Source organism: Flavobacteriales bacterium, from assembly GCA_020635795.1.
Taxonomy (GTDB): domain Bacteria; phylum Bacteroidota; class Bacteroidia; order Flavobacteriales_E; family Vicingaceae; genus Vicingus.
The window spans coordinates 42,743-65,842 of the sequence record JACJZD010000007.1 but is presented as its reverse complement, the minus strand read 5'-3'; the positions used below and the strand labels follow the sequence as shown (position 1 = coordinate 65,842).

27 protein-coding genes are annotated in these 23,100 nt (G+C 33.3%); 9 read left to right on the top strand and 18 right to left on the bottom strand.

From position 1 onward, the window contains the following. Positions 1-86: 86 nt before the first annotated feature. Positions 87-770 carry a uracil-DNA glycosylase gene (ung, locus tag H6589_12600; protein MCB9175443.1) on the bottom strand — a complete coding sequence of 228 codons (684 nt, stop codon included), beginning with the start codon at positions 768-770 and terminating at the stop codon, positions 87-89. Between the two features lie 310 nt (positions 771-1,080). On the opposite strand from ung, the gene ytxJ reads away from it, so the two are divergent. After that, positions 1,081-1,425, top strand: a complete 345-nt coding sequence (gene ytxJ, locus H6589_12595) for a bacillithiol system redox-active protein YtxJ (protein ID MCB9175442.1) — start codon at positions 1,081-1,083, stop codon at positions 1,423-1,425. On the opposite strand, the gene H6589_12590 is transcribed toward ytxJ, so the two are convergent. Continuing rightward, positions 1,415-1,819 (bottom strand): OsmC family protein, encoded by a 405-nt coding sequence (locus tag H6589_12590; protein ID MCB9175441.1) that lies wholly within the window; start codon positions 1,817-1,819, stop codon positions 1,415-1,417. The genes ytxJ and H6589_12590 overlap by 11 nt on opposite strands. Before the next feature lie 113 nt (positions 1,820-1,932). Between H6589_12590 and H6589_12585 the strand changes: the two genes are divergently transcribed. The 3 genes from H6589_12585 (at position 1,933) to H6589_12575 (ending at position 4,355) form a co-directional block, all read left to right on the top strand. Further along, positions 1,933-2,676 carry a hypothetical protein gene (locus tag H6589_12585; GenBank protein MCB9175440.1) on the top strand — a complete coding sequence of 248 codons (744 nt, stop codon included), beginning with the start codon at positions 1,933-1,935 and terminating at the stop codon, positions 2,674-2,676. Positions 2,677-2,682: 6 nt separating this feature from the next. Next, positions 2,683-3,549: a lipoyl synthase gene (gene lipA, locus H6589_12580; protein MCB9175439.1), complete on the top strand. Its 867-nt coding sequence runs from the start codon at positions 2,683-2,685 to the stop codon at positions 3,547-3,549. A gap of 155 nt (positions 3,550-3,704) precedes the next feature. Continuing rightward, the gene (locus H6589_12575; protein ID MCB9175438.1) at positions 3,705-4,355 is read left to right on the top strand and encodes a noncanonical pyrimidine nucleotidase, YjjG family; all 651 of its coding nucleotides are present in this window, start codon (positions 3,705-3,707) and stop codon (positions 4,353-4,355) included. Between the two features lie 58 nt (positions 4,356-4,413). Here H6589_12575 and H6589_12570 read toward each other — a convergent pair whose 3' ends face one another. From H6589_12570 to rsfS, 8 genes are all read right to left on the bottom strand, one after another. Continuing rightward, positions 4,414-4,875, bottom strand: a complete 462-nt coding sequence (locus H6589_12570) for a hypothetical protein (GenBank protein ID MCB9175437.1) — start codon at positions 4,873-4,875, stop codon at positions 4,414-4,416. Positions 4,876-5,005: 130 nt separating this feature from the next. Continuing rightward, positions 5,006-5,737, bottom strand: coding sequence for a hypothetical protein (locus H6589_12565; protein ID MCB9175436.1), 732 nt, complete (start codon positions 5,735-5,737; stop codon positions 5,006-5,008). A gap of 141 nt (positions 5,738-5,878) precedes the next feature. Continuing rightward, a complete protein-coding gene (locus H6589_12560) occupies positions 5,879-6,160 on the bottom strand; it encodes a hypothetical protein (protein ID MCB9175435.1) in 282 nt (93 codons plus the stop codon). A gap of 112 nt (positions 6,161-6,272) precedes the next feature. Continuing rightward, the gene (locus H6589_12555; GenBank protein ID MCB9175434.1) at positions 6,273-6,929 is read right to left on the bottom strand and encodes a phosphatidylserine decarboxylase family protein; all 657 of its coding nucleotides are present in this window, start codon (positions 6,927-6,929) and stop codon (positions 6,273-6,275) included. Between the two features lie 99 nt (positions 6,930-7,028). Then, the gene (locus H6589_12550; GenBank protein ID MCB9175433.1) at positions 7,029-7,850 is read right to left on the bottom strand and encodes a CDP-archaeol synthase; all 822 of its coding nucleotides are present in this window, start codon (positions 7,848-7,850) and stop codon (positions 7,029-7,031) included. Continuing rightward, positions 7,851-8,063, bottom strand: a complete 213-nt coding sequence (locus H6589_12545; protein MCB9175432.1) for a DUF2007 domain-containing protein — start codon at positions 8,061-8,063, stop codon at positions 7,851-7,853. Beyond that, positions 8,063-10,129 (bottom strand): ATP-dependent zinc metalloprotease FtsH, encoded by a 2,067-nt coding sequence (hflB, locus tag H6589_12540; GenBank protein MCB9175431.1) that lies wholly within the window; start codon positions 10,127-10,129, stop codon positions 8,063-8,065. Before hflB ends, H6589_12545 begins: the two co-directional genes overlap by 1 nt. A gap of 8 nt (positions 10,130-10,137) precedes the next feature. Continuing rightward, on the bottom strand, positions 10,138-10,515 hold the full coding sequence (gene rsfS, locus H6589_12535) for a ribosome silencing factor (GenBank protein MCB9175430.1): 378 nt from the start codon (positions 10,513-10,515) through the stop codon (positions 10,138-10,140). 228 nt (positions 10,516-10,743) lie between these two features. On the opposite strand from rsfS, the gene H6589_12530 reads away from it, so the two are divergent. Then, positions 10,744-11,505: a biotin--[acetyl-CoA-carboxylase] ligase gene (locus tag H6589_12530; GenBank protein MCB9175429.1), complete on the top strand. Its 762-nt coding sequence runs from the start codon at positions 10,744-10,746 to the stop codon at positions 11,503-11,505. A 255-nt stretch (positions 11,506-11,760) separates the two neighbouring features. Here H6589_12530 and H6589_12525 read toward each other — a convergent pair whose 3' ends face one another. From H6589_12525 to H6589_12515, 3 genes are all read right to left on the bottom strand, one after another. Beyond that, positions 11,761-11,937: a hypothetical protein gene (locus H6589_12525; protein MCB9175428.1), complete on the bottom strand. Its 177-nt coding sequence runs from the start codon at positions 11,935-11,937 to the stop codon at positions 11,761-11,763. A gap of 17 nt (positions 11,938-11,954) precedes the next feature. Next, positions 11,955-12,356, bottom strand: a complete 402-nt coding sequence (locus H6589_12520; protein MCB9175427.1) for a hypothetical protein — start codon at positions 12,354-12,356, stop codon at positions 11,955-11,957. Between the two features lie 102 nt (positions 12,357-12,458). Continuing rightward, positions 12,459-13,100: an orotate phosphoribosyltransferase gene (locus tag H6589_12515; protein MCB9175426.1), complete on the bottom strand. Its 642-nt coding sequence runs from the start codon at positions 13,098-13,100 to the stop codon at positions 12,459-12,461. A gap of 7 nt (positions 13,101-13,107) precedes the next feature. Here H6589_12515 and H6589_12510 point away from each other — a divergent pair, with 7 nt between their 5' ends. After that, a complete protein-coding gene (locus tag H6589_12510; GenBank protein ID MCB9175425.1) occupies positions 13,108-13,725 on the top strand; it encodes an NUDIX domain-containing protein in 618 nt (205 codons plus the stop codon). Positions 13,726-13,797: 72 nt separating this feature from the next. Here the strand turns inward: H6589_12510 and H6589_12505 are convergent, their stop codons facing one another. The 4 genes from H6589_12505 to H6589_12490 form a co-directional block, all read right to left on the bottom strand. Further along, a complete protein-coding gene (locus tag H6589_12505; GenBank protein MCB9175424.1) occupies positions 13,798-15,294 on the bottom strand; it encodes a TlpA family protein disulfide reductase in 1,497 nt (498 codons plus the stop codon). After that, complete coding sequence (coaD, locus tag H6589_12500; GenBank protein MCB9175423.1) at positions 15,272-15,733, bottom strand: pantetheine-phosphate adenylyltransferase; 462 nt, start codon at positions 15,731-15,733, stop codon at positions 15,272-15,274. Before coaD ends, H6589_12505 begins: the two co-directional genes overlap by 23 nt. Before the next feature lie 107 nt (positions 15,734-15,840). Then, complete coding sequence (locus H6589_12495; protein MCB9175422.1) at positions 15,841-16,743, bottom strand: hypothetical protein; 903 nt, start codon at positions 16,741-16,743, stop codon at positions 15,841-15,843. Beyond that, positions 16,743-17,807 carry a peptidoglycan-binding protein gene (locus H6589_12490; protein ID MCB9175421.1) on the bottom strand — a complete coding sequence of 355 codons (1,065 nt, stop codon included), beginning with the start codon at positions 17,805-17,807 and terminating at the stop codon, positions 16,743-16,745. The genes H6589_12495 and H6589_12490 overlap by 1 nt, the downstream gene beginning before the upstream one ends. A gap of 133 nt (positions 17,808-17,940) precedes the next feature. Between H6589_12490 and rmuC the strand changes: the two genes are divergently transcribed. The 3 genes from rmuC to rlmB all read left to right on the top strand — a co-directional run bounded on the left by rmuC (position 17,941) and on the right by rlmB (position 21,472). Next, positions 17,941-19,290, top strand: coding sequence for a DNA recombination protein RmuC (gene rmuC / locus H6589_12485; protein MCB9175420.1), 1,350 nt, complete (start codon positions 17,941-17,943; stop codon positions 19,288-19,290). Positions 19,291-19,301: 11 nt separating this feature from the next. Beyond that, positions 19,302-20,600, top strand: a complete 1,299-nt coding sequence (locus H6589_12480) for a GWxTD domain-containing protein (GenBank protein ID MCB9175419.1) — start codon at positions 19,302-19,304, stop codon at positions 20,598-20,600. 128 nt (positions 20,601-20,728) lie between these two features. After that, positions 20,729-21,472 carry a 23S rRNA (guanosine(2251)-2'-O)-methyltransferase RlmB gene (rlmB, locus tag H6589_12475; protein MCB9175418.1) on the top strand — a complete coding sequence of 248 codons (744 nt, stop codon included), beginning with the start codon at positions 20,729-20,731 and terminating at the stop codon, positions 21,470-21,472. On the opposite strand, the gene H6589_12470 is transcribed toward rlmB, so the two are convergent. Then, positions 21,461-23,005, bottom strand: a complete 1,545-nt coding sequence (locus H6589_12470) for a hypothetical protein (protein MCB9175417.1) — start codon at positions 23,003-23,005, stop codon at positions 21,461-21,463. The two genes, rlmB and H6589_12470, sit on opposite strands and share 12 nt — an antisense overlap. Positions 23,006-23,100: the final 95 nt, after the last annotated feature.

Sequence of the window (23,100 nt, the reverse complement as noted above, 5' to 3'; positions counted from 1 at the left end):
AAATACAGTAGTTAACCCGAACAGAACAAAAAATAATATGAGTAGGAAGTTTTTCAACAAGAGTATTTAACGTGGTAAAGTTGGTATTATTCTATTTTCCAATCAATAGGTTTTTTGCCCATTTTTTGAAGTAATTCGTTGGTTTTACTAAAATGCTTGTTTCCAAACCAATGTCCTTTGTTGGCACTCAATGGTGAAGGGTGTCCGCAAGTTAGCACATGATGTTTAGTAGCATCAATTTTTTGCCCTTTTTTCTTTGCAAAACCACCCCAAAGTAAAAAAATGATGGCTTCATTTTCAGTCGATAATTTTTCAATAACTGCATCGGTAAATTTTTGCCAACCAATGTTTTGATGGGAGTTTGCCTCACCTTGGCGGACAGTTAGTGTAGCATTTAACAATAAAACACCCTGTTTTGCCCAATTGGTCAAGTTGCCACTTTTTGGATATTCGTAGCCCAAATCGGTTTTTATCTCTTTAAAAATGTTTTCTAACGATGGTGGATGTTTAACGCCATCTAAAACTGAAAAACATAAACCATGAGCTTGATTTGGACCATGATAAGGGTCTTGCCCAATAATAACCACTTTTACTTGGTTAAAAGGAGTAAGGTTAAAGGCGTTAAAAATGTCTTTACCAGCAGGAAAAATGGTCGATTTCCTTTTTTCTTCAACTAAAAAGTGTTTAATCTTTTTAAAGTAATCGGAGTTAAATTCGGCTTCGAGGACTTTTTTCCAGCTTTCTTCAATTTTTGGTGCTACATGTTCCATTTAAAAATTAACTTTTTTATTGAATTGGTTAATAATATAAAATTTCAATTTTAATTTGAATAAAACAACCTTTAAAATCAATACTTTCTTATAAAAGAGGCATTTGTGAATAACTTAAATTGTTTTTTGAAAGTTAATATTATTATCTTTGTAAAATAGCTAACGAATAATAGATACGATGACTAAAAAAGTTTTACTTGCTTCAGCCACTCTTTTTTTAATTGCAATAGTTTACTCTTCTTGTAAATCGCACGAGACTTGTCCTGCTTACGGAAAAGCAAACACTACAAAAACTATCCCTGCTTAATTAATGAATTGGTTAACCATTGAATCTTTAGCAGACCTGAATAAAGCTGTTGAAGATTCAACTATGGAAGAGGTTAAAGCCGTTTTAATTTTTAAACACAGTACTCGTTGTTCGATAAGTTCTACAGCTAAATTCCGTTTAGAATCTAAATGGGAAAACAACGAAAAAATTCCAACTTATTATTTAGATTTAATCCAGTACAGAACAATTTCTAATCAAATTGCTTCAGATTTTGATGTTTACCACGAATCGCCCCAAGTAATTGTATTACAAAATGGTAAATGTGTTTACCATGCTTCGCATTTATCTATATCGGTAAACGATATTTTGGATGCTATCAAAAATTAAAACTTACGGTTTGCTTAATGTCGGGGTGTAAACTTACCGCTACCGGACAAGTTTTAGCTGCATTCATCAATATTGTTTTTTCTTTATCCGTATAGTTGTGATTACTAAAATTGATGTCAACAATAATTTCTGAAATTCTTCGAGGATTGGCAGCCATAATTTTTGTTACCTCTGCACTAATATCTCCCAACGTAATGTTACTTGTATTGGCTTGTATGCCCATAATACTTACCATACAACTTGCTAAACCAGTTGCTACCAAATCAGTTGGAGAAAATTTTTCACCTTTTCCATTGTTATCAACCGGGGCATCGGTTAAAATTGCTGTGTTGCTTCTAACATGAACTGCCTCTGTTCTTAAACTACCTAAATATTTTACTTTTGATGTAATCATTTTTGTTTGATTTGATGGCTAATAAGCGTTAGTTAATCATGCTACAAATCTACACATTGTTACATTCTAACTTTGTTATATTAAAACATTATATTTATTAACTTTGGTGTTTAATGAGAAAAAATCTCGCCATACTTCTACTAATTGTTTTGCCAGCGTTAATGATGGCACAAGAAACGGTTTTTGAAGAAGCTCGAACCATTTACAAACGCGACCAAGTTTTTGGTGGGCATTTGCATACTACAGGCTGGGGGTTGAATTACCGATATTCCATGTACACTTCAGGTTTTAGTAAAAGAGGCTACGAAGTAGAATTTACCACCATAAAACATCCAAAAGAAATAAAAACATTTAGTTCTATTTTAGATAACTCGAACGGTTATTTTTATGGTAAAATGAATTATTTGTTGGCACTTCGTTTTTCAACGGGAAACCACAAAACCTTTATCAGTAAACAAAGTGTAAAAGGGGTAGAAATATCTTACTTTATTCATTACGGAATTACTGCTGCTTATGCAAAACCTGTTTATTTAGAGGTGATTACGCAGAATATAGATAAATTACCCATAACTGAAATACAGCGTTACGACCCCGACAGACACGATAGAGGAGATATTATTGGTAAAGCTTCGTTTTTTAGAGGTTTTTTAAATGGTCGTTTTTATCCTGGAGCATATTTAAAAGTGGGCTTAGGTTTTGAATCTTCGCGACAAGTCAGCAACATTAACGCTATAGAAGTAGGTGCAACTTTAGATGCATTTTTGCAAGATGTTCCGATTATGGCTAAAACACCTAACCAACAGTTTTTCTTAAATTTATTTGTAGCACTTAATTTTGGCAGCAAAAAAACAGAATAATATAACATGGAGAATAGTTCAGTGAAGACAGCAGAAAGAGTACGTAAACCAGATTGGTTGAGAGTAAAATTACCAACTGGTGAAGAATATAAAAAGGTACGGAATATAGTTTCCGATCATAAATTACATACCATTTGTGAGAGTGGAAACTGTCCGAATATGGGAGAATGTTGGGGTGCAGGAACTGCTACTTTTATGATTTTAGGAAATATATGTACTCGTTCGTGTGGGTTTTGTAATGTGGCTACAGGAAGACCTTTGGCTGTTGATTTGCAAGAACCAGAAAGAGTTGCTAAGTCTATTCAATTGATGAAAATTAAACACGGTGTAATTACATCGGTAGATAGAGATGATTTAAAAGATGGAGGTTCGATTATTTGGGCTGAAACCATTACCAAAATTAGAGAGCTAAACCCGAATACAACCTTAGAAACCTTAATTCCTGATTTTAAAGGTGAATGGGATAATTTACAACGAATTATTGATGTAGCTCCAGAAATTGTTTCACACAACTTAGAAACCGTAAGAAGATTAACTAAGCAAGTTAGAATACAAGCCAAATACGACAGAAGTCTTGAAGTGCTGAAACGTTTAAAAGATGGTGGAATGAAAGTAAAATCGGGCATTATGCTGGGTTTAGGCGAAACAGAAGAAGAAGTGTTAGAAACCTTACAAGATTTAAGAAATGTAGGTTGCGAAATTGTAACCATTGGGCAATACTTGCAACCAACCCCAAAACATTTACCTGTTGTTGAATTTGTTCACCCTGACCAATTTGCTAAATACAAAAAAGCAGGAATGGAAATGGGTATAAACTACATTGAAAGTGGACCATTGGTTCGTTCGTCGTACCATGCCGAGAAACATCTTTAAGTTTAGTTTACAGTTCTCAGTCTTCAGTTCTCAGTCCACAATTGGAAAAACAAACTAATTGACAACAAACTAAAAACTATACACTATATACTAACAACAATACACTATCAACCATTAAAACCTACGAACACATATTTTTCGATTTAGATCGAACCTTGTGGCATTTTGAAGAAAACTCCAAAAAGGTGTTGCTCGATATTTTTAACGATTTTGGTTTGCAACAGCACATCGAATTTGAAGATGATTTTTTAACCGAATACTATAAGATTAATGAGTTGTTGTGGGAACGTTACCGTAAAAACAAAATTACCAAAGACGAATTACGTGGCGAACGTTTTAACCTTACACTAAAACATTTTAAAGTTGAAAATGCCCACATGGCTAATGAAATGGGGCATTTTTATGTGAACCAATCGCCCATGCAAACCATTTTGTTGCCTCACACTTTGGAGGTGCTAAATTATTTAAACAACAAGTACAAGTTGCACATTATTACCAACGGTTTTGAAGAAGTACAACACATTAAATTACGCGAATCTAAAATTGGGCATTTTTTCGACCAGCTTATTTTCTCGGAAACAGTTGGAGTAAAAAAACCACACCCTTTAATTTTTAAAAAAGCCCTGAAAAATGCTGGTGCAAAAGCTACCAACTCTATTATGATTGGCGATGACTATTACGCCGATATTTATGGTGCACAACGAGTAAAAATGGACAGTGTTTATTTTAATTTTAACAAGGTTGCCCATCAGCACCAAGCCCACCACGAGATACATTGTTTGAGTGAGTTGAAGGAATTGCTTTAACGTTCCGTATAAGCGGTCGTTTTAATGCCGTTTATACATTGTTAGCAAAAGTTCATTTTTATATTGACCAATTTGCCCCATTACGTTTAGGTGATGGATGGTGAGTGTACCTGATATTGATAATTGCTCCATTCACATTTAATGGAGTCCATGTTTTAAATCTAATATTCTTAATTTCAGAAAAAGCCAATTCCATGTAGGCCTGGCTAATAAATCCACAAACTATTATTTCTTTGATTTCATTTTCTTTTGTGACCTTTTCGATTCTTTCTCGGAGATTTGCTACTGTATTTAATTCATCAATTCCACTAATCTTTTTCTTAATATCATTCAAGAAGTGATTACTTGAATATTTGAGTTTTTTAATATTCATGTACTCTAGAAGTGATTTGGGAACTGACTCATAAACTCTTTCGTCAAGTGGAAATTGGACGGCATTTAATATTCCGGTCTTATCAATTTCTTTATTTTGAATAGCAATTCCAATTGGAGTTGAAATATTAAATAACTCTTTCGACATAACCAAACCAGTTTCACCGCATGCCGGATTTTTAATTTTATTTCAGTCGTATGAGGAGATTCAAGAATGTAAATCCTATCACTAAAATCAGCTACAATATCATCAATTTTATATTCAGAGTAATCCGTAATCATATTCCACTTAGATTTTTTGTTGCTCCTTCTAATTGTTCATGAGCAAACAAACTAACTGAAAATGCATCATACATATTCAGTTGTTCTCCAAATGCTTGAAAATAGGCAGCCGAATTATCTGATAGTTTATGAAAAAGTGAGGAATATTTCTTTTGGTTAAAAAAATGTGGTTGTGTGGAATTATTCCTAAATGATTCCTCTTGGTTTTTCAAGTAGGACAACGGTAAATTGATGTCTCTCATTCCTAAATCGTCAATGTCGAAATTTAAATAGTACTGATTATCATCTGGGTTAAGAATTACACCAATATTTGTTGCCGCATATGTCGAGCCTGATTTCACTTGTTCAATTTCAAAATTGATTTCCAGTGGGATAAATGTAGGTTTCATATTTATCGAATTATTATCATTTGTCTGAATTTCTTTTTTATTATCCACTTTTGTCTCCATGAACTCCATAAATCTATCTGCATGTATGATGCATTGAGAAGCTAATGCTGCCGCATCAGAACCTCTTGTTGTATTGGCTTCAAAAGTTTTTAATTCAGCTATGGATTTTTTGCAGATTGGTATTAATATATCTACATTATGCTCAACGATATGTTCTACATGTTTTAAAAATCCTTCTAAAATACTACATAGCTCACGAATTGAGGTGTCATCAGAGAAAAGGTAATATGAAATTGTGTCACTTAATATTTTGTGATCTTGAGTGTAGTATGTGAACATTTCTATTATTTATTTTTGCTAACATCCGAATAAGTACACCAGTGTACTTATCCGCACTATCCGTTTACCAAATATAATAAATAAAAAAAGAGTCCCGCAATATTGCGGGACTCTTTTTTTATTGTGTAAAAGCAAATAAAATTACTCTGCTTTTTTCTCTTCAGTTTTTGCTTTGCTAGCACAACAAGATTTTCCTGATGCAGCAGTTTTGTCTTTAGAATGGCAAGAAGCTTTTGCATCAGCACTAGCTTTGTCTTTTGAGCAACACGCTTTTTTAGCATCTTTTGAAGAACATTCTTTTTTAGCGTCTCCTTTTTTGTGAGTACACTCTTTTTTATCACATTTTTTACCGTCTTCGCAAGGGTTAGCGTAAGTTAAACCAACAAAGCTAATAAATGCAACAGCTAACATTAATTTTTTCATATCAATAGAGTTTAATTTTTTAATAACGTAAAATTATGATTTTAAATTATGCAAAATCCTTAGTTAACAGAATTTAACAGTTTATTAAACAATTTAGAATTGTTCTAAACAATTACAGTTCTGCCAATTTGGTAATTCCACCTTTTACTTTTTCGTTAAGGCTAACGTTAAGTTTGGTGCCAATGGGTAGGTACAAATCTACTCTCGAGCCAAATTTAATAAAACCACATTCGTCGGTTTGGTTAGCCACTTGTCCTTCTTTATGGAAAAAAACAATACGTTTTGCCAAAGCTCCAGCAACTTGTCTAAACAATACACTTTGTCCTTTACTGTTTTCAACCACAATGGTAGTACGTTCGTTTTCGGTCGATGATTTTGGATGCCAAGCTACCAAGTATAAACCTGGGTGGTATTTAAAGTATTTTACAATTCCAGCAATAGGGTAGCGGTTAATGTGCACATTTACTGGCGACATAAACACTGATACTTGCAAACGTTTGTCTTTAAAGTATTCAGTTTCTTCTACTTCTTCAATTACCACCACTTTACCATCGGCAGGAGAAATAACAGCACCTTCAATGGCTTTAAAATCTCTGCTTGGGCTTCTAAAAAATTGTAGAATCACCACCAATAAAAATCCCGAAATAACGTATCCAATAATTTTAATTACTTGGTAATCGTTTAAAAATAAATAGATTAATCCGTTTAAAACAATAGCAAAAGCAATAACAATGAGTAACGATGGGTAACCTTCTTTGTGAAATTTCATAAGTTATTTAAAAAAATATAGCGGCAAAAATAGTGAATTTAGTTACTAGTTGCTAGTTTTTGGTTTTTAGTGTCTAGTTTTTTGTAGACTGAGAACTGACTACTGAAGACTGAGTATCAAATAAGCATAAACAAATGGAATGGAGATAAATAACCCATCGAATCGGTCAAGGATGCCACCATGTCCGGGTAAAATATTACCAGAATCTTTAATGTTTAAGCTTCGTTTTAACATGGACTCAACCAAATCGCCCAAGCTACCAAAAACCACTGTAATTAATGCAACAACAATCCAATCGGTAACGCTTAACTGTTCGAAATACATCGAACAAACATAAGCTACTACAACGCTTAATACCGCTCCACCAATACTGCCTTCCCATGTTTTTTTAGGCGAAATACGCTCAAACAATTTGTGTTTTCCAAAAAATCGACCTGATAAATAAGCGCCTGTATCGTTTGACCAAAGAATAAAAAAGTAACCCCAAATAATTGGGTAACTAAATTCGTTGGTAAACTGATGGTTGTTGTAATAGCCTAAATGATAAAGTAGTATAAAAGGCAATACCACATAAAAAATGGGCATAATGGTATATGCCACATTAATAAAAGGGTTTTTCTGTTTGCGGTAAAGTTCAATAATAAAGGTGAAGAAAATTAGGAATAGTGGTATGCCGATATACTTCATACTCGTATTATCTTGAATGATAAGAGATAACATGACAAATGTGGAGATGCCAGTTAGTAAACCAAAGAACTTTTGTGGGCTATATTCCTTGTTTTTAGAAACGATGGTGTAAAATTCTTCAACACCAAGCGTGGTAATAACCAAAAACAAAAAAAAAGTGCTTAAATAACCAAAGTAGAAGGCTATGAGTAAAGCCAATACAAAAAATAAACCTGTTATTGCTCTTGTTAACATTTACAAATCGGTTTTAGATAAAATGTATTTTGCTTGAATAACATCACTTTGTGGAACATGAACTTCAACTTCGGCATTGCTTAAATGCAGGTGCATGGAATCCATTTTATTTACAATTACAGCGTTAATGTCGTTGTCTTCGAGCAATGATTTTATTATTTCAGCTTTGTTTGAATCATTATCTCTATATATAACAATCCAGCCTTCAGCCATTAAGCTTTAGTTTCGTTAGTATTATCTTCTGCTGCTTCTGCTTTAGTTGCTGTAGATGTTTCTTCTTCCTTTGCATCAACTTCTGCAACTACATTCTTTTTTGAGATTTTTTTCTCTTCCTTCAGCTCTGCTTCAAAAATACTTTTCCCAAAGATTTCCTCTAAATCGTCTCTAAAAATAACTTCTTTTTCAAGTAATTTTTCTGCCAAAGCAATCAGTTTATCTTTGTTTTCTTCTAATATTTTTTTGGTTCTGATGTATGAAGTTTCAATCAAGTTTTTTACTTCAGCATCAATCAATTCAGCCGTTTTTTCAGAGTAAGGTTTTGAGAACGAATAATCACTCTGACCAGAAGAATCGTAATAACTGATGTTTCCAACCTTATCGCTTAAACCATAAATACTTACCATTGCATAAGCTTGTTTGGTAACTTTTTCTAAATCGCTTAATGCACCCGTAGAAACCTTTCCAAACATAATTTCTTCGGCAGCTCTACCACCTAAGGCTGCACACATTTCGTCAATCAATTGTTCGGTAGTAGTAATTTGTCTTTCGTCTGGCAAGTACCATGCAGCACCTAATGAACGCCCTCTTGGAATAATAGTAACTTTAACCAAAGGTGAAGCATATTTTACCAACCAGCTTACTGCAGCATGACCAGCTTCGTGGAAAGCAATGGCTTTACGGTCGTGGTCAGAAATAATTTTGTTTTTCTTTTCTAAACCACCAATAATTCTATCTACAGCATCTAAGAAATCTTGACGCCCAACTTTCTTTTTGTTTTTACGCGCAGCTATTAAAGCAGCCTCGTTACAAATGTTGGCAATATCAGCACCAGAAAAACCTGGAGTTTGTTTAGATAAAAATTCGATATCAACGGTATCGTCAATTTTTATTGGTTTTAAATGTACTTTAAAAATCTCCTGACGCTCATGAACTTCTGGTAAATCAACATGTATTTGTCTGTCGAAACGACCAGGGCGAACCAACGCTCTATCCAATACATCAGCTCGGTTGGTTGCAGCCAACACAATTACTCCAGTGTTTGTTCCAAAACCATCCATTTCAGTTAACAACTGATTTAAGGTGTTTTCTCTTTCGTCGTTAGCGCCTTGTGCCATGCCTTTTCCTCTTGCTCTACCAATGGCATCAATCTCATCAATAAAAATGATAGAAGGAGCTTTGTCTTTTGCTTGTTTAAACAAATCACGAACACGTGATGCTCCAACACCAACAAACATTTCAACAAAATCAGAACCTGAAAGCGAATAAAAAGGAACTTTTGCCTCACCAGCTACAGCTCTTGCTAATAAAGTTTTTCCAGTTCCTGGAGGACCAACAAGTAATGCTCCTCTTGGAATTTTTGCTCCTAAATCGGTATATTTTTGGGGTGTTTTAAGGAAATCTACAATTTCTTGAATTTCTTCTTTAGCTCCTTCTAAACCTGCAACATCTTCGAATGTTACATTAATGCTACGTTCTTTATCAAACAGTTGGGCTTTCGATTTACCAATATTAAAAATCTGACCAGCACCACCTCCTCCAGCACCACCAGACATTCGTTTCATGATAAAAAACCAAATTCCGACAAAAATTAAGATGGGTAAAATCAGTCCTAATAAGCCTCCGAACCAATCTTCTTCGGTGGTGTATTTGTATTTTAAATTGTAGTCTTTCGACCACGTTTTTAAATCAGCATCAAAAACATCGCCCGAACCAATTTCGAAGGTGTAATGTGGGCCTTGATTTTGAACGCCCATTACAGGTTTTTTGATTTTATCCTTGTGTGGTGCTTGCTCTAATGCTTCGGGGGTTAAAAAAACTTTAGCAATTTTATGGTTAACTACAATTACCTCTTTTACTTGCTCATTAACCACCATTTTTTCAAATTCTGATGGAGTAATAGTAGAACTACCACCTTGCCAGTTAAACAAGTTTAATGAGATTAAAGCAATACCAATAATGGCATAAATCCAATAAAAATTAAATGGTTTTTTACTGTTGTTATTTCCTCCTGGTTTAGGTTTAGGAAATGGTTTTTTAGTTTTATTTTCTTTCTTTTCCATGTGAAAAATTACGCCTCTTTTATTTCTGTTATTACTGCATCAGCCCATAAGCCTTCTAAATTATAAAACTCTCTTGCTTCTTCCTGAAAAATATGTACAACGGTATTTACATAATCCAATAAGACCCATTCAGCATTCCCGAAACCTTCAGAATGCCAAGGCTTTTCGCCTAATGTTTTTCTTGCTTCTTCCTCAGCAGCTTTTGATAATGCACCAACGTGCGTATTTGATGTTCCTGAGCAGATTACGAAAAAATCGCAAACCGCATTTTCTAAACTTCTTAAATCAATGGTAACAATGTTTTCAGCTTTTTTATCTTGCAATCCTTTAATTACAACGTCTACTAAAATTTGTGATTCACTTAATTCTTTTTTCTTCTTCGCCATTTACTGTTAAATTATTAAGCTGCAAAATAACGAAATATCCTTGAGTTTAGAAGTTAAAAGTTTATAAAGTTAAAAGATTATTGAGACGTTTATTTTGCGATAAAAACTTATTAATAACGTCATTCTTGCGAAAGCAGGAATCTAAATGCTACAAAAAATAGATTCTAGGTCAAGCCCGGAATGACGAATAGCGTATTGAAGCGGAATTATTAATTAGTTTTGTAAACAATGGAAAATGCCTTAATACTCGGTAATAGAATAGTTAAATTAGATGAAACAACATCTACCAATGTTTTTTTGCAAGAAATGTTGGTGAACTCAACCTGTTTTGAAGGCTTGGTGGTGCTTACCAAAAATCAATTACAAGGCAAAGGGCAACGAGGTAACACTTGGGAAAGCGAAAGCGGAAAAAACCTAACTTTTTCGGTTTTACTTAAGCCTAATGTGTTGATTGAAGAACAATTTGTGTTGAGCCAAGTGGTTTCGTTGGGTATTTACGATTTTTTGGCAAAAATGGGTTTTGAGCAAGTAGCGATTAAATGGCCAAACGATATTTATGTGGATGGCAATAAAATAGCTGGTATTTTAATTGAAAATACGCTTAGTGCCAATAAAATTGGCAATTGTATCGTGGGTATTGGTTTGAATGTAAACCAAACACAATTTTCGCCAAGCATAAATGCTACTTCGTTAGCCATTTTAACCGATAAAGAGTTTGACGATAAAGAGTTTGATTTATCACAACTTTTAAGCGACTTGCTCAAACACATTGAATACCGCTATTTGCAATTAAAAGCAGGGAAAAACACACAATTAAAACTAGACTATTTAAATGTACTGTTGGGCTACCAAAAACCTTTACATTACTTGGTAAATAACGAGCGAGTTACAGGAATAATTAGAGGTGTTTCTGCTATTGGTAAATTGCAAGTAGAAATAAATTCACAGATAAAAGAGTTTGATTTGAAGGAGATTAGTTTAATTAGTTGAATTTCGATGATGCTTTTGTTTGTGTCTCACAAACAACAATTTAAAGGGCTTGAAGTAAGTAATTTGCTCGTTTGTGGGACACAAACGAAGGCAAAATTGGGTTTCTTATCTAATTTATAATTTAAGTAAGAAGAGGATTAGAATGACTAAACACCCAAGAATAAATATATAAATAAATTTTCTTACATATTTCCAATATATTGGATGGTCTTGGGAATTTTTTAATACATCATTTTTAATTTTTTTAGCTCTATCTTAGTCTTTTACATTGATATAAAATATGGCTATATCAAAAGAAACACCTTCGTCGTAATCTGTTCGATTCTTAATTTCAAAATCAATATTGTTTTTAATTAGTAGATTTTGAAAGTCAAAAAAAATAGAACTTGAAACAGTAAACTCGCCGATGACAATTTTTTGATCTAGATCCATTATTTTTTTAATGAAAGTTACCCAAACTTTTCCACCAATTTATCCGAAAGCATGTTAAAAAAGTTGGTTAGCGGGGTTTCTACCATCAGTTTTAAGAAAGGGTTTACTTCACCGTCAAATTCTAAATGAGCTTCGGTTTGGTTGTCGTTTATGGGGTTTAAAAAAATGTTTAAGGTAAATTTAAAAGGCACTTTACCATGCGAGTCTAAATATATCAACGAGTTTGGAGTTGCAGCAACTCTTTTTAAGCCAATGTCGGTCATACCCTTTATTCTAAAAGTGCAAAATTCGTCGGTCGAGTTCCAATTTTCTACTTTTTCTGCAGGAAACAACTCTTGAAAATTGTTCATGTCAAACAAAAAGTTAAAAACGTTTTCAGGTGTTGCATTAACTGTTTTTGGTGTGGTGTTTATTTTCATTTGTTGGTGTTTGGTGTATAGTTTTTAGTGTATAGTGTTCTGTTTATAGTGTTTGGTGTAAAGTGTTCTGTTTTTAGTGATTTGCTAACCGAAGACTGAAAACTATTTCCTCCATCCCGCAGGGTCTTTTCTCCATTCGCTTAACGAGGCTACGTCGTTTGCAGATATAAAACTGTCGGCTTCGGCAGTAGCAATTAATACATTGTAGTCGCTTAGCGTAACTAACGGGCATTGTGCTGCTTTAAAGTTTTCTTTGGCTGTTTCAAAATCGTAAGTAAATATGGCAACCATACCTAATACATTGCAATTTTCTTGTTTCAAGGCTGCAACTGCTGTTAAACTGCTTCCTCCGGTAGAAATTAAATCTTCAATCACTACCACATTTTTGTCGGTTGGTACTTCTCCTTCAATTAAATTTTGTAAACCGTGCCCTTTTGCTGCTGAGCGGATATACACAAAAGGCAAGCCCATTTCTTCGGCTACCAATGCTCCAATAGCAATACCTCCAGTGGCAACACCAGCTATTACTTCTACTTTTGGGTAATGCTCTTTTATGGCTTCAACAAACTGTTGTCTAATAAAAGTTCTTACCTTTGGGTAAGAAAGAATTTTCCTGTTGTCGCAATAAATAGGAGAATTCCAACCCGAAGCCCAAGTAAAAGGCTGGTTTGGTTGTAATTTTATTGCTTTAATTTGCAATAGCGATTGAGCTACTTTTTTTGCTGATTCGTTATTCAATATCATGCTGCAAATGTATAAAGTTTTTATAAAGGATAAACGAATCGTGTTCACCAATAATCAACAGTATGTTGATAACGTTGAGTCGGAATTACGACTTCGTTTTTTTTCTTCAGATTTAACGACCATTTTACTCGATTTATTACATCGTGTAAAACGATTGCAAGAAATTGTAATTGTTGTTGATGACGTTGAAAATGCTTTTAATCAGTTTAAATCTAGTTTTACCTTAATTGAAGCTGCTGGAGGTGTGGTAAAAAACAAACAACATAAAACCTTGTTTATTTATCGATTGGACAATTGGGATTTGCCCAAAGGTAAAATTGAAAAAGGTGAACAAATTGAAGAAGCTGCTATTAGAGAAGTAGAAGAGGAGTGTGCGGTAACTGGTTTGAAGATTGTAAAACCTTTAAACGATTCGTATCACATTTATCATTTAAACGACAACCCTATTTTAAAGAAAACCTATTGGTTTGAAATGCAAACTGATTTTGATGGTAAATTGATTCCTCAAACTGAAGAAGGTATTGAAAAAGTGGAATGGTTTACTGACGAACAAATCAAAGAAATTGCACTGAAAAATACGTACTCGTCTATAGCTGATTTTTTAGCTTCGTCATTGCGGACTTGATCCGCGATCTCATACGTGAAAACAATGGATAAAAAGATTACGGGTCAAGCCCGTAATGACGGTAATCACAAATTATTTCTTATTCATCACATCATAGAAAATCTTTTCGATATTATCTTCTGTAGCTCTTTCGGCAGAACCTCCAGGACGAGGAGCAGGAGAACTGATGATGTTTAAATTGTTGTCCAAAAATACATACATGGGTAGAGTAGCTACTTCGTAATCGTCGAGCAATTTTTGATTTTTACCAAGGTGTAAAAATTTCCAAGTGTAGCTAGGGTTTTTTGCCAAAAAATTATTCATTTTTTCAATGTTGTTGTCGGTACAAATGCTTAAAAACTCAACTGCACCATTGTATTTTTTATACAAAGCTTCCATCACTTTCATTTCTTTTTGGCTCGGTATGTTCCAAGTTGCCCAAAAATTAATGTACAAATGTTTGCCTTTAAATGAGTTTAAAGAAACCAACTCGTTGTTTTTGTTCATCAAACTAAACTCCACTGCTTTTGAACCTTTGTCTAATTTTTTTTGTGTTAACAGCGTATAAATTTCTTCTGCAATTATTTTTTGATGGGCATATTTTGATTTGGTTCTAAATTCGTTCATCAACCCAATAATGTTTTTTTTGTTGAAATATTTATCGTCTTTGATTTTATACAAACCGTAAATGGCAAAAAGTTCGCGAAATTCAGCATCAGGTAAAAAAGGGTATTTTTCTAACGACTTTAAATAATTGGCCATACTTGCTTGTTCATTAATAGCTTTTATTACATCTAAACCACTTATTTGCAAGGTCATGTCTTTTAGCTCGGTTTCAAAAAAATCGGTAAACAATCCCATGTATTCTTTGTTATTGTAAAGTATGGGTTTATTATTGAGATATTCTAAATACAGGTTAGCTTTAGTGTTTTTGCTGTTTTTTCCAGTAGCTTTATCGCTATACGATACATTGATGGAGTTTTCTAATTGAGCAATAGAGTAGATGATGTGGTTTTTCACAAAGTCGGTAGAAACCGATTCTATTTCTTTTAGCATTTTGGTTTTAAATGCTTTAATTTTTGGTTCAACAGAGCGGTCGCGACGAACAAACAACACGTAGTTTTCGTCAAAAAAAGCATCATATTTTTGATTGTATTTTTTTATTTCTTGATTCAGTTCGTTGGGTGCTGGAAAGTTGAATTTTAGCGATAGTTGTTTGTCGTAAACTCTACCTTTGTTATACTCATCGCTATAGCTCAACGAAATGTTATAAACCTTGCCAGGCTCGATGTAGAACCAAGTGGTTTTGTCTTCAATTTTTAAATAAATGGCTGTGGTTTCGGTATAATCAAACTCGTAGGTAAAGGTTTCGTCTTTATTAATGGTAACATAACCTAGGTTTTTCTTGGTATTGGTAATGTAATCGGTATACGTAAAAACAGTTAGCTCTTGTGTGCCAAAAGCCTTTGCAAATCCTTTGATTACTGTTTTTGAAGCCGAAAGTTGATTGGCACAAAAAAGAACAAGAAAGAAGAAACTTAATTTTTTAAACATATAAAAAGGAACTCTAAAAGTCATTTTGTATTGCATCAGGAACAAATTTACTTGCATCGCCTTTGTTAATGATAATATCACGAACAATGGTCGAATTTATTGCCATTAGTTCAGGAGAAGTCAACAAAAAGATAGTTTCAATCTTGTTGTTCAGCATTTTGTTCATCAAGGCAATGTTGCTTTCGTAATTGTAATCAATAGGGTTTCGAAGACCTCTCAATAAAAAAGTGGCGTTAATTTTAGTACAGAAATCAATGGTTAAACCTTCGTAAGCAATTACCTCAATTTTTGGTTGGTTTTTAAAAGTAGCCTTTAACCAATTTATACGTTGTTCTATAGTAAATAAATAGCTTTTTGCGGTGTTTGTACCAACGCCAATAACAATCTTGTCAAACAATGGTAGAGCTCTTAAAATAATATCCTCGTGCCCTTTAGTAATGGGGTCGAACGAACCAGGAAATAAAGCAGTTTTCATAAATAAGGTTAAAAGTTTATAAGGTTAAAAGTTTATAAAGAGTCTATCACCTAATAATTTAAGGTCAAATCACTCATTACCGATAACTCACAACTCAATTCACAAAACTAATTATTCTCTAACATAAATCGGTACACTAAGCGAACTTTAAAAATCAAACCATCATTAAAATCAAAGTTTAAAGGCTGTTGGTCGGGTCCAAATTTAAATGCAGAAAGTTTAAAATCTAATTTATCGGAAGTATTATAAACACGATAGCTTCGAGCCACGGAATAACCCACTTGTGGTTCAATTAATATTCGGTACGATGGGAAATTAAATTGTAGGTAAGCAAACAATTCGTTGGTGGTTTTAGTGAGGTAATTGTTGTTGAATTGCGGAGCATAAAAACTCTTTACAAATGCATTGAAATTTAACCCTGCTTTTGTGTTTTTAACTACTTGGTAATTGGCATCAGCAGAAACAGGAAGGGTAAAATTAGCTTCAAACTTTTTGTTTTTGCTTTGGTAGTAAAAACCAAGTAAAGGAACCAAAAATGGACCAAACAATTCTTGGTTGTAATATGCGCCAAACTTGTATTTGAATTGCGATGATTTTTTTATTTGAACTAAACCAAGTCCACCAAATTGAAAATGTTTTAAGGTTAAGCCACTCGTTAAATCGGACGAAATTTTTGGGAGTAAAACATACGTTCCTGATACTTTTTCGGAATGGTTAATGTTTATGCCAATTTTTGGGTTAATGGTATAAAAAGTACTTTGATTGGCAGGCTGATTTACTAAGCTAATTTGCTCAAACAATACACCAGTAATAATTGATTTTGATGAGTCTAAAGCAATAGGCAACGTAATATCGCTAGAAAATTCTTGTATTTGTGTAGATATTCCTTTTAGGCTGTCGTAATTGTTAAAAGGAGTTACCGCGTAACCAATTTTAGCCAAATCCACATAGTTTTGGGCTGATACAAAATTCAGCAATGACAATAGGAATATAGATAAAATGCTTTTCATTAAGCCTGATGAATCTTATTGTATCTCTTTTGCCACTTGGCTAAATCTTGGTTGTAGTAATCATCAATATGTACGCTGTCTTTTTTTCTAAAATCGCCGCCCCATCTTAAGCCAATATCGTTTCTAATTGCATTAATAAATTTTGCGACAGGGGCTGGTAATGTTGCTTTTGCTAAAGCGCTTGAGTTGCACCATTTACTATGATTAACATCGTAACGAATATTCATATCAATAGCATGTCCAATTAGGTGGTTCGACATTTTTGCTGGTGTAACAATGGCATTAGCTACGTTGGTATCTTTTCTAAAGCTACTGGTTACATGAATTAACACCTCACTATCTTTTGCATATTGGTTAATTCGTTTTAAAGCAGGAACAAAATCTTTGTCAGCAATTACTTTTTTACCTACAAAATTTGAAGCAGAAAATTCTACTAATGGATTGGAGTTGTCTTCAACTGTTTCAGATAAAGTGTTTGTATTCCATTGTTTACCATAAGTTGATGATAGTTCTGTTACAATGAGCTTTGCTAAAGGAAGGGTTAATATTTTTCCATCAACTGTTATTCCTCTATCTTTTGCAAATAAAGCAACAGCTTTGGTGGTTAAATCGCCATAATCGCCATCGTTTTTGTATTTGCTCCACTGTAAGGTTTTTCCGTAACCAAGCTCGTTTAATAAGGTTTGTAAAGCTTGTATTTTGGTTTTCTTTTTTGATTTGTAAAAATATTCCGTTTCAATAGTGTTTTCAGTAATGTCTGTATTCAAAACTTGAAGTTCATCAAGCGTATCATGTTTTTGTTCTAACACTATTGCTATTGATTTATCTACAAAACTACCATCACCACTCATGTTGTTTTTCTTCAAAAATAAAGCAACTGCTTTTTGTGTGAGGTTTCCATAATCGCCATCAGCTCCATATTTGTTCCATTGCAACTCCTCTTTAAATCCCAAATGATTTAAAACGTTTTGCAGTTGTTTAACGGCATCACTGTTCTTTAGTCCTTTTTCTAATTTGAATGATGCCGATTTGAAAATAGGTAGAAATTCGTTGTTGCAACACATGATTTTTAAATTTAAGTTGGGTAAATATACAAAAATGGAAACTCAAAAATCAACCATTTTTTTTGGTTTCGTGTTTAAAATGATTCGAGTAATAATTAATTTTTTATCTTAATTTTAAAGCCTAAACATTGTTATGGAAATATCATCAATACTTTTTTTAATTATCGGACTAGTTCTAGGATTGGTGATAGGCTTTTTAATTAAAAAAAGTAATCAATCAGGGCAATTGAGTGATGAGGATTTGGCTAAAATAAATGAGCTTTCTACCGAAAACACCAAATTAGCAACACGATTAGAAAATGCTGGACAAGTTTACAAAGAACAAAAAGAAAAAGAAGAAAAATTAGCCGCTCAAAATAGTGAGTTGATTGGATTATCAGCCCAGCTTGAAACTCAAAACAAAAACCTTGAAGAAAAGTTGAACGAACAAAAAGGTGAGATTACGAAGCTTCAGGAGAAATTTACTTTGGAATTTCAAAACATTGCCAACAAGTTGCTCAAAGAAAATTCTACCGAGTTTGCTCAATCTAACCAAAAACGATTGGATGAGATTTTAACGCCTTTAAAAGAAAACATCAAAGCCTTTGAAAAGAAAGTTGAAGACAAGTATGACAATGAATTGAAGGAGCGTACTTCATTAATCGAACAAATAAAATCGTTGTCGGAATTAAACCAACAAATGAGATCGGATGCTCAGAACTTAACAAAGGCTTTAAAAGGCGATTCTAAAACTCAAGGAAATTGGGGGGAGTTGATTTTAGAAAAAATTCTAGAAAGCTCGGGATTAACCAAAGGTGAACACTACGAAAAAGAAGATTACTACACCAATCAAAGTGGTGGTGGAAGTAGGTTAGATATTGTAATTAAATTGCCCGACAACAAGCAGATTATTATTGATTCTAAAGTATCTATAACTGCTTACACCAATTATTTGGATACGGATGATGAGAATGAGAAAAACATTCAACTAAAAGCACATTTGGTGTCGGTTAAAAATCATCTTGATACACTTTCGAAAAAAGATTATAGCCAGATACCAGGACTGAATACTCCTGATTTTGTATTGATGTTTATGCCTTCAGAACCGTCGTTTAGTTTTACCTTGCAGGCCGACCCAAACTTGTATAATTACGCGTGGGATAAAAAAATAGTTATAGTAAGTCCAACTACCTTATTAGCAACATTAAAAACTATTTCTTCTATTTGGAATCAAGAAAAACAAAATCAGAATGCCTTAGAAATTGCTAGACAGAGTGGTGCATTGTATGATAAATTTGTTGGTTTTTTGGAGGATTTAGAAAAAATAGATAAAGGATTATCTACCGCTAAACAAGCTTACGATGGTGCTTTTAATAAAATGAAAACGGGTTCAGGTAATTTGATTGGAAGGGTTGAGAAGATAAAAAAACTTGGAGCAAAGGCTTCAAAAACATTGCCTTCTAATTTTACAGAAGATGATAATTTGTTGGATGAATCGGTTTAAACGATAGAGGAATGAAATTTACAACGCACAGAAATAAATTAGGAACAGCAAAGTTAATGATAGCTGTTGTGGGCTTTTGTGTTATTGCATTTCTTTCAAGTTGTTCTTCATCCGAAAATCTTTCTAATAGAAATGTAGCTGGAATTTATTTGCCAGGAATTAATTTATTAGAGCCCGAATACAAAGTTTTTCACGAGAACGATTCGTTGACGAAGGTTTATTTTAGATTACATTCAGAAAATTTATTGTACACCCGTAGAAGAACAGATTCTGTATTTACTGCTAATGTTCAAGTAAAGTATGAGTTGCTTGGTGAGGGAGAAAAGTTAATTGATAGTGCAACCATTTACTTTGTAGATTACGGTCAGAATAACCAAAAAAAGTTTTTGGAGGGCATTGTAGAGTTAAAAACCGAATTGAACACCAATTATGATTTATTGATTTCATTTTATGATGCCAACCGAGATAATTATTTAAAGAAAAAATTGGCTATTAATAGAGGTACTATCCATAATTCGCAAAACTTTTTAGCTACTGATACATTAGGCGGAATTATTTACAAAAATTATTTGGGTTTAAATGAAGGGGTGGTTATTCAAAAGAGTTGGTCTAATCCAAGTAATGATATTACGCTAAAATATTTCTTTGTAAATCAACCCATTGCAAAACCTCCGTTTTCTGAAACCGAAAAAGTAGAAAATGTGGTGCTTAAACCAGATTCGTTTACCGTTTTAGAATTTGACTCAACACGAAAAGTTAGGTTTGATATTCCTGCAAAAGGCTTGTATTTTTTACAAACTAGCGAGGGGTTAAATGAAGGACCTACATTTTTTAGTTTTCAGAATAATTTTCCAGAAGTTAAAGATGTAGAAAACATGATTGAACCCATGCGCTACATTACCACACGTGAAGAGTACAATACCCTGTTGGAAGCTGAAAATAAGAAATTGGCGATGGATGAGTTTTGGTTGGAAACAGCTGGAGGAACAGAACGTGCTAGAACATTAATTAAAGAATATTTTAACCGTGTTGAAAGTGCCAATTTGTATTTTACTAGTTATTTAGAAGGTTGGAAATCTGACAGAGGGTTGATTTACATTATTTACGGTCCACCAAATGTGGTATACAAAAACAAAGATTATGAAAACTGGATTTACGGAGAAGAGAATAATATCACTTCCATGAATTTTGTATTTTATAAAGTAAAAAATTATTTAACGCATAACGATTATAGTTTGAGCCGTTCTGGCATTTACAAAAGCATGTGGTATCGTGCTGTGGATACTTGGCGCAGTGGTCGAGTATTTTAATTTACATTTATCACTATTTTTCAATTAATTTCGCGACATGAAATTGCCATGTGCAACAACATAAAAAATGTGAATAAGATAACATGGCTTATTCCATGTGACCGCTTTAAAACAGTAAACATTTACATATGAAAGAAAAAGAAAACATCATTTTTGGAATACATCCTGTAATTGAGGCTATTAAGTCGGGCAAAGAAATTGAAAAGGTTTATATTCAACAAGATATTCAAGGTCAGGGGCTTACTGAGTTACGTAATGTAATTAAAAAATCGAAAGTTCCTTTTTCGCATGTGCCTGTTCAACGATTAAATAAATATACACAAGGAGCTCATCAAGGAGTTTTATGTTTTATTTCTCCAATAGAAACGCAAGATATAGAAGATGTTTTGGCTCGCGTTTTTGAAGAAGGGAAAGTGCCATTGGTGCTGATTTTAGATAGGGTTACTGATGTTCGTAATTTTGGTGCGATAACAAGAACTGCCGAATGTTTAGGTGTTCAAGCTATCATTATTCCAAAAAGAGAATCGGCTCAAATTAATGAAGATGCAATAAAAACTTCAACTGGAGCTATTTTTAGAATGCCCATTTGCAAGGTTGATAATTTAACCGACACCTTATTTTTATTAAAAGACAGTGGTTTGAATATCGTTTCGTGTACCGAAAAAACGGATAGACTGATATCTGAGGTTGATTTTAATCAGCCAACTGCAATTATAATGGGTAACGAAGAAAAAGGTATTGCCAACCAACTACTAAAAAATAGTAACGACTTAGCTAAAATTCCTATGGTTGGAGAAATTGCTTCTTTAAATGTTTCGGTTGCAGCAGGTATGGTTATATACGAGGCTTCGAAACAGCGTTTAGATAGCTGATGGCTTAGATTTTTCTTTAATTATAGCTGCAAAAGGTTTTTTCTTGATTTTGCTGTCAATCCATGTAAGAAAATCGAAATAACGGTTGGCTGTTTTTTCATACGGATCTTCCAATACTTTCAAAATATCCATTCTGAATTGAGTAAATAAACGAACCGTGTCTTCTGGCGATTTTGCTCTTACCATTTTTTTGATGTTTTTCAAGAAAACAGTTTCGAACTGATAGTTTCGTTGATTTTTGGTAACAAATCGTTTGGCAGATTTTATGGTGTATTCTAATAAATCGAAGTTGCCCAACTCGAAGTGTATAATAAGATTTACCAAGCGAGCAAAAGTGAATACGTCTTGGCGTAAAATATTATCGTTGCTGTTCAACACAATGTTATTGTATTTTAATGCTAATTTGTATTCTCCGGCACTAAAATAGACTCTTGAAATGTTGTAATAAAGCAATAATTCACTTTCGGCACTTAATTTTCCATGGTATTTATGAATTCCATTTAAAATTCGAGGAACTACTTCATCAATACCCTTTTTGTATTCTCCAGAATAAGAATATGCCAATAGTTCGGCGTTGTTTGGTAATGAAAATAAGCTAAGTTGTATGTCAATGCTTTCAAAGCCAGGTTTATCGGTTAAAGCTCTGATTTTTTCTATGGTTGCTAAACAGTTGTCAATATCACCACTGTTTAAATAGGCATACACCATGCTGTTTAAGGCTTTGATGTATCTTTTAGGAAGTTCTTTCATAATGAAAGGGTTCGATTCCATTATTTTAACAACCTTTCTAAGGTATTCAAATGCCGAATTGTAATCTCTGTTGGTAACAAAACACATGGCTTTAATTGAGTAGCAAGCAGTAGCAGCTTTTAATGTCAGCGCTGTGTTTTTTCCACTAATTAATGGGTGATTAGATATCTCACGAGTTAATTCTGCCTCTTCATCATTTCGAGTAAACCCACTTTTTCTGATTACAGCATTAATTTGAGAATACAACATTTGGTACTCTGCAATGTTTCTTAATTTCTCAATGCAGTCCGACTCTTCTTCCACCAATTTATTTAAATCCGCTTCAAACTCACCTCTAGAATAGCCTTCTTCAACCAGTTTCTTTTCCCAATTGATAAGGTCTAACAAGAAATAATACTTTTCGTAATTGTAAGCTATGGTTTTTGCTTTATTGATGTATTTGGTACATTCTTTATACAACGCTTTGTTAAATAGCAATTCAATGTTTCTGATGTGCTCTTGTAAAATTGATGCAGCAGAATTATCAGAATAGAAGCCTCTTAGGCTTTTGAGAATAAGGTTGTATAAATGGTTTTTTTCTGAAGGTAAATGTTTTATAAAAGTTTCTTTTTTGAATTGCTCTTTAATCGCATCCTCATCGTAATCATCTTGTAACTCAATGGCTTCGAAGAGTTTTAAATAATTTTTTTCACCAGATTGAAGTGAAGAAGTAAGCTTGAAATATCTCTTTTCTGACTTAGAAAGCGATTTTATCAAGTTAAATAACTCTGGAGAAGGTTTCATAGCATTTCAATATTAAATTGTGAAATTAAGTATAAAGTTAAATAAATAAATTCATTCTATGATGTAAAATTAGTGATAGGATTTCAATATAAGGT

Coding starts and splice junctions, on each gene's coding strand:
- H6589_12565 (MCB9175436.1), bottom strand. CDS start 5,737: ATGTTCACATACTACACTCAAGATCACAAAATATTAAGTGACACAATT.
- H6589_12490 (MCB9175421.1), bottom strand. CDS start 17,807: ATGTGTTGCAACAACGAATTTCTACCTATTTTCAAATCGGCATCATTC.
- H6589_12495 (MCB9175422.1), bottom strand. CDS start 16,743: ATGAAAAGCATTTTATCTATATTCCTATTGTCATTGCTGAATTTTGTA.
- lipA (MCB9175439.1), top strand. CDS start 2,683: ATGGAGAATAGTTCAGTGAAGACAGCAGAAAGAGTACGTAAACCAGAT.
- coaD (MCB9175423.1), bottom strand. CDS start 15,733: ATGAAAACTGCTTTATTTCCTGGTTCGTTCGACCCCATTACTAAAGGG.
- rlmB (MCB9175418.1), top strand. CDS start 20,729: ATGAAAGAAAAAGAAAACATCATTTTTGGAATACATCCTGTAATTGAG.
- ung (MCB9175443.1), bottom strand. CDS start 770: ATGGAACATGTAGCACCAAAAATTGAAGAAAGCTGGAAAAAAGTCCTC.
- H6589_12560 (MCB9175435.1), bottom strand. CDS start 6,160: ATGAAAAAATTAATGTTAGCTGTTGCATTTATTAGCTTTGTTGGTTTA.
- rmuC (MCB9175420.1), top strand. CDS start 17,941: ATGGAAATATCATCAATACTTTTTTTAATTATCGGACTAGTTCTAGGA.
- H6589_12480 (MCB9175419.1), top strand. CDS start 19,302: ATGAAATTTACAACGCACAGAAATAAATTAGGAACAGCAAAGTTAATG.
- H6589_12525 (MCB9175428.1), bottom strand. CDS start 11,937: ATGGATCTAGATCAAAAAATTGTCATCGGCGAGTTTACTGTTTCAAGT.
- H6589_12520 (MCB9175427.1), bottom strand. CDS start 12,356: ATGAAAATAAACACCACACCAAAAACAGTTAATGCAACACCTGAAAAC.
- H6589_12545 (MCB9175432.1), bottom strand. CDS start 8,063: ATGGCTGAAGGCTGGATTGTTATATATAGAGATAATGATTCAAACAAA.
- ytxJ (MCB9175442.1), top strand. CDS start 1,081: ATGAATTGGTTAACCATTGAATCTTTAGCAGACCTGAATAAAGCTGTT.
- H6589_12550 (MCB9175433.1), bottom strand. CDS start 7,850: ATGTTAACAAGAGCAATAACAGGTTTATTTTTTGTATTGGCTTTACTC.
- H6589_12530 (MCB9175429.1), top strand. CDS start 10,744: ATGGAAAATGCCTTAATACTCGGTAATAGAATAGTTAAATTAGATGAA.
- H6589_12505 (MCB9175424.1), bottom strand. CDS start 15,294: ATGCAATACAAAATGACTTTTAGAGTTCCTTTTTATATGTTTAAAAAA.
- hflB (MCB9175431.1), bottom strand. CDS start 10,129: ATGGAAAAGAAAGAAAATAAAACTAAAAAACCATTTCCTAAACCTAAA.
- H6589_12515 (MCB9175426.1), bottom strand. CDS start 13,100: ATGATATTGAATAACGAATCAGCAAAAAAAGTAGCTCAATCGCTATTG.
- H6589_12555 (MCB9175434.1), bottom strand. CDS start 6,929: ATGAAATTTCACAAAGAAGGTTACCCATCGTTACTCATTGTTATTGCT.
- rsfS (MCB9175430.1), bottom strand. CDS start 10,515: ATGGCGAAGAAGAAAAAAGAATTAAGTGAATCACAAATTTTAGTAGAC.
- H6589_12585 (MCB9175440.1), top strand. CDS start 1,933: ATGAGAAAAAATCTCGCCATACTTCTACTAATTGTTTTGCCAGCGTTA.
- H6589_12590 (MCB9175441.1), bottom strand. CDS start 1,819: ATGATTACATCAAAAGTAAAATATTTAGGTAGTTTAAGAACAGAGGCA.
- H6589_12510 (MCB9175425.1), top strand. CDS start 13,108: ATGTATAAAGTTTTTATAAAGGATAAACGAATCGTGTTCACCAATAAT.
- H6589_12470 (MCB9175417.1), bottom strand. CDS start 23,005: ATGAAACCTTCTCCAGAGTTATTTAACTTGATAAAATCGCTTTCTAAG.
- H6589_12570 (MCB9175437.1), bottom strand. CDS start 4,875: ATGTCGAAAGAGTTATTTAATATTTCAACTCCAATTGGAATTGCTATT.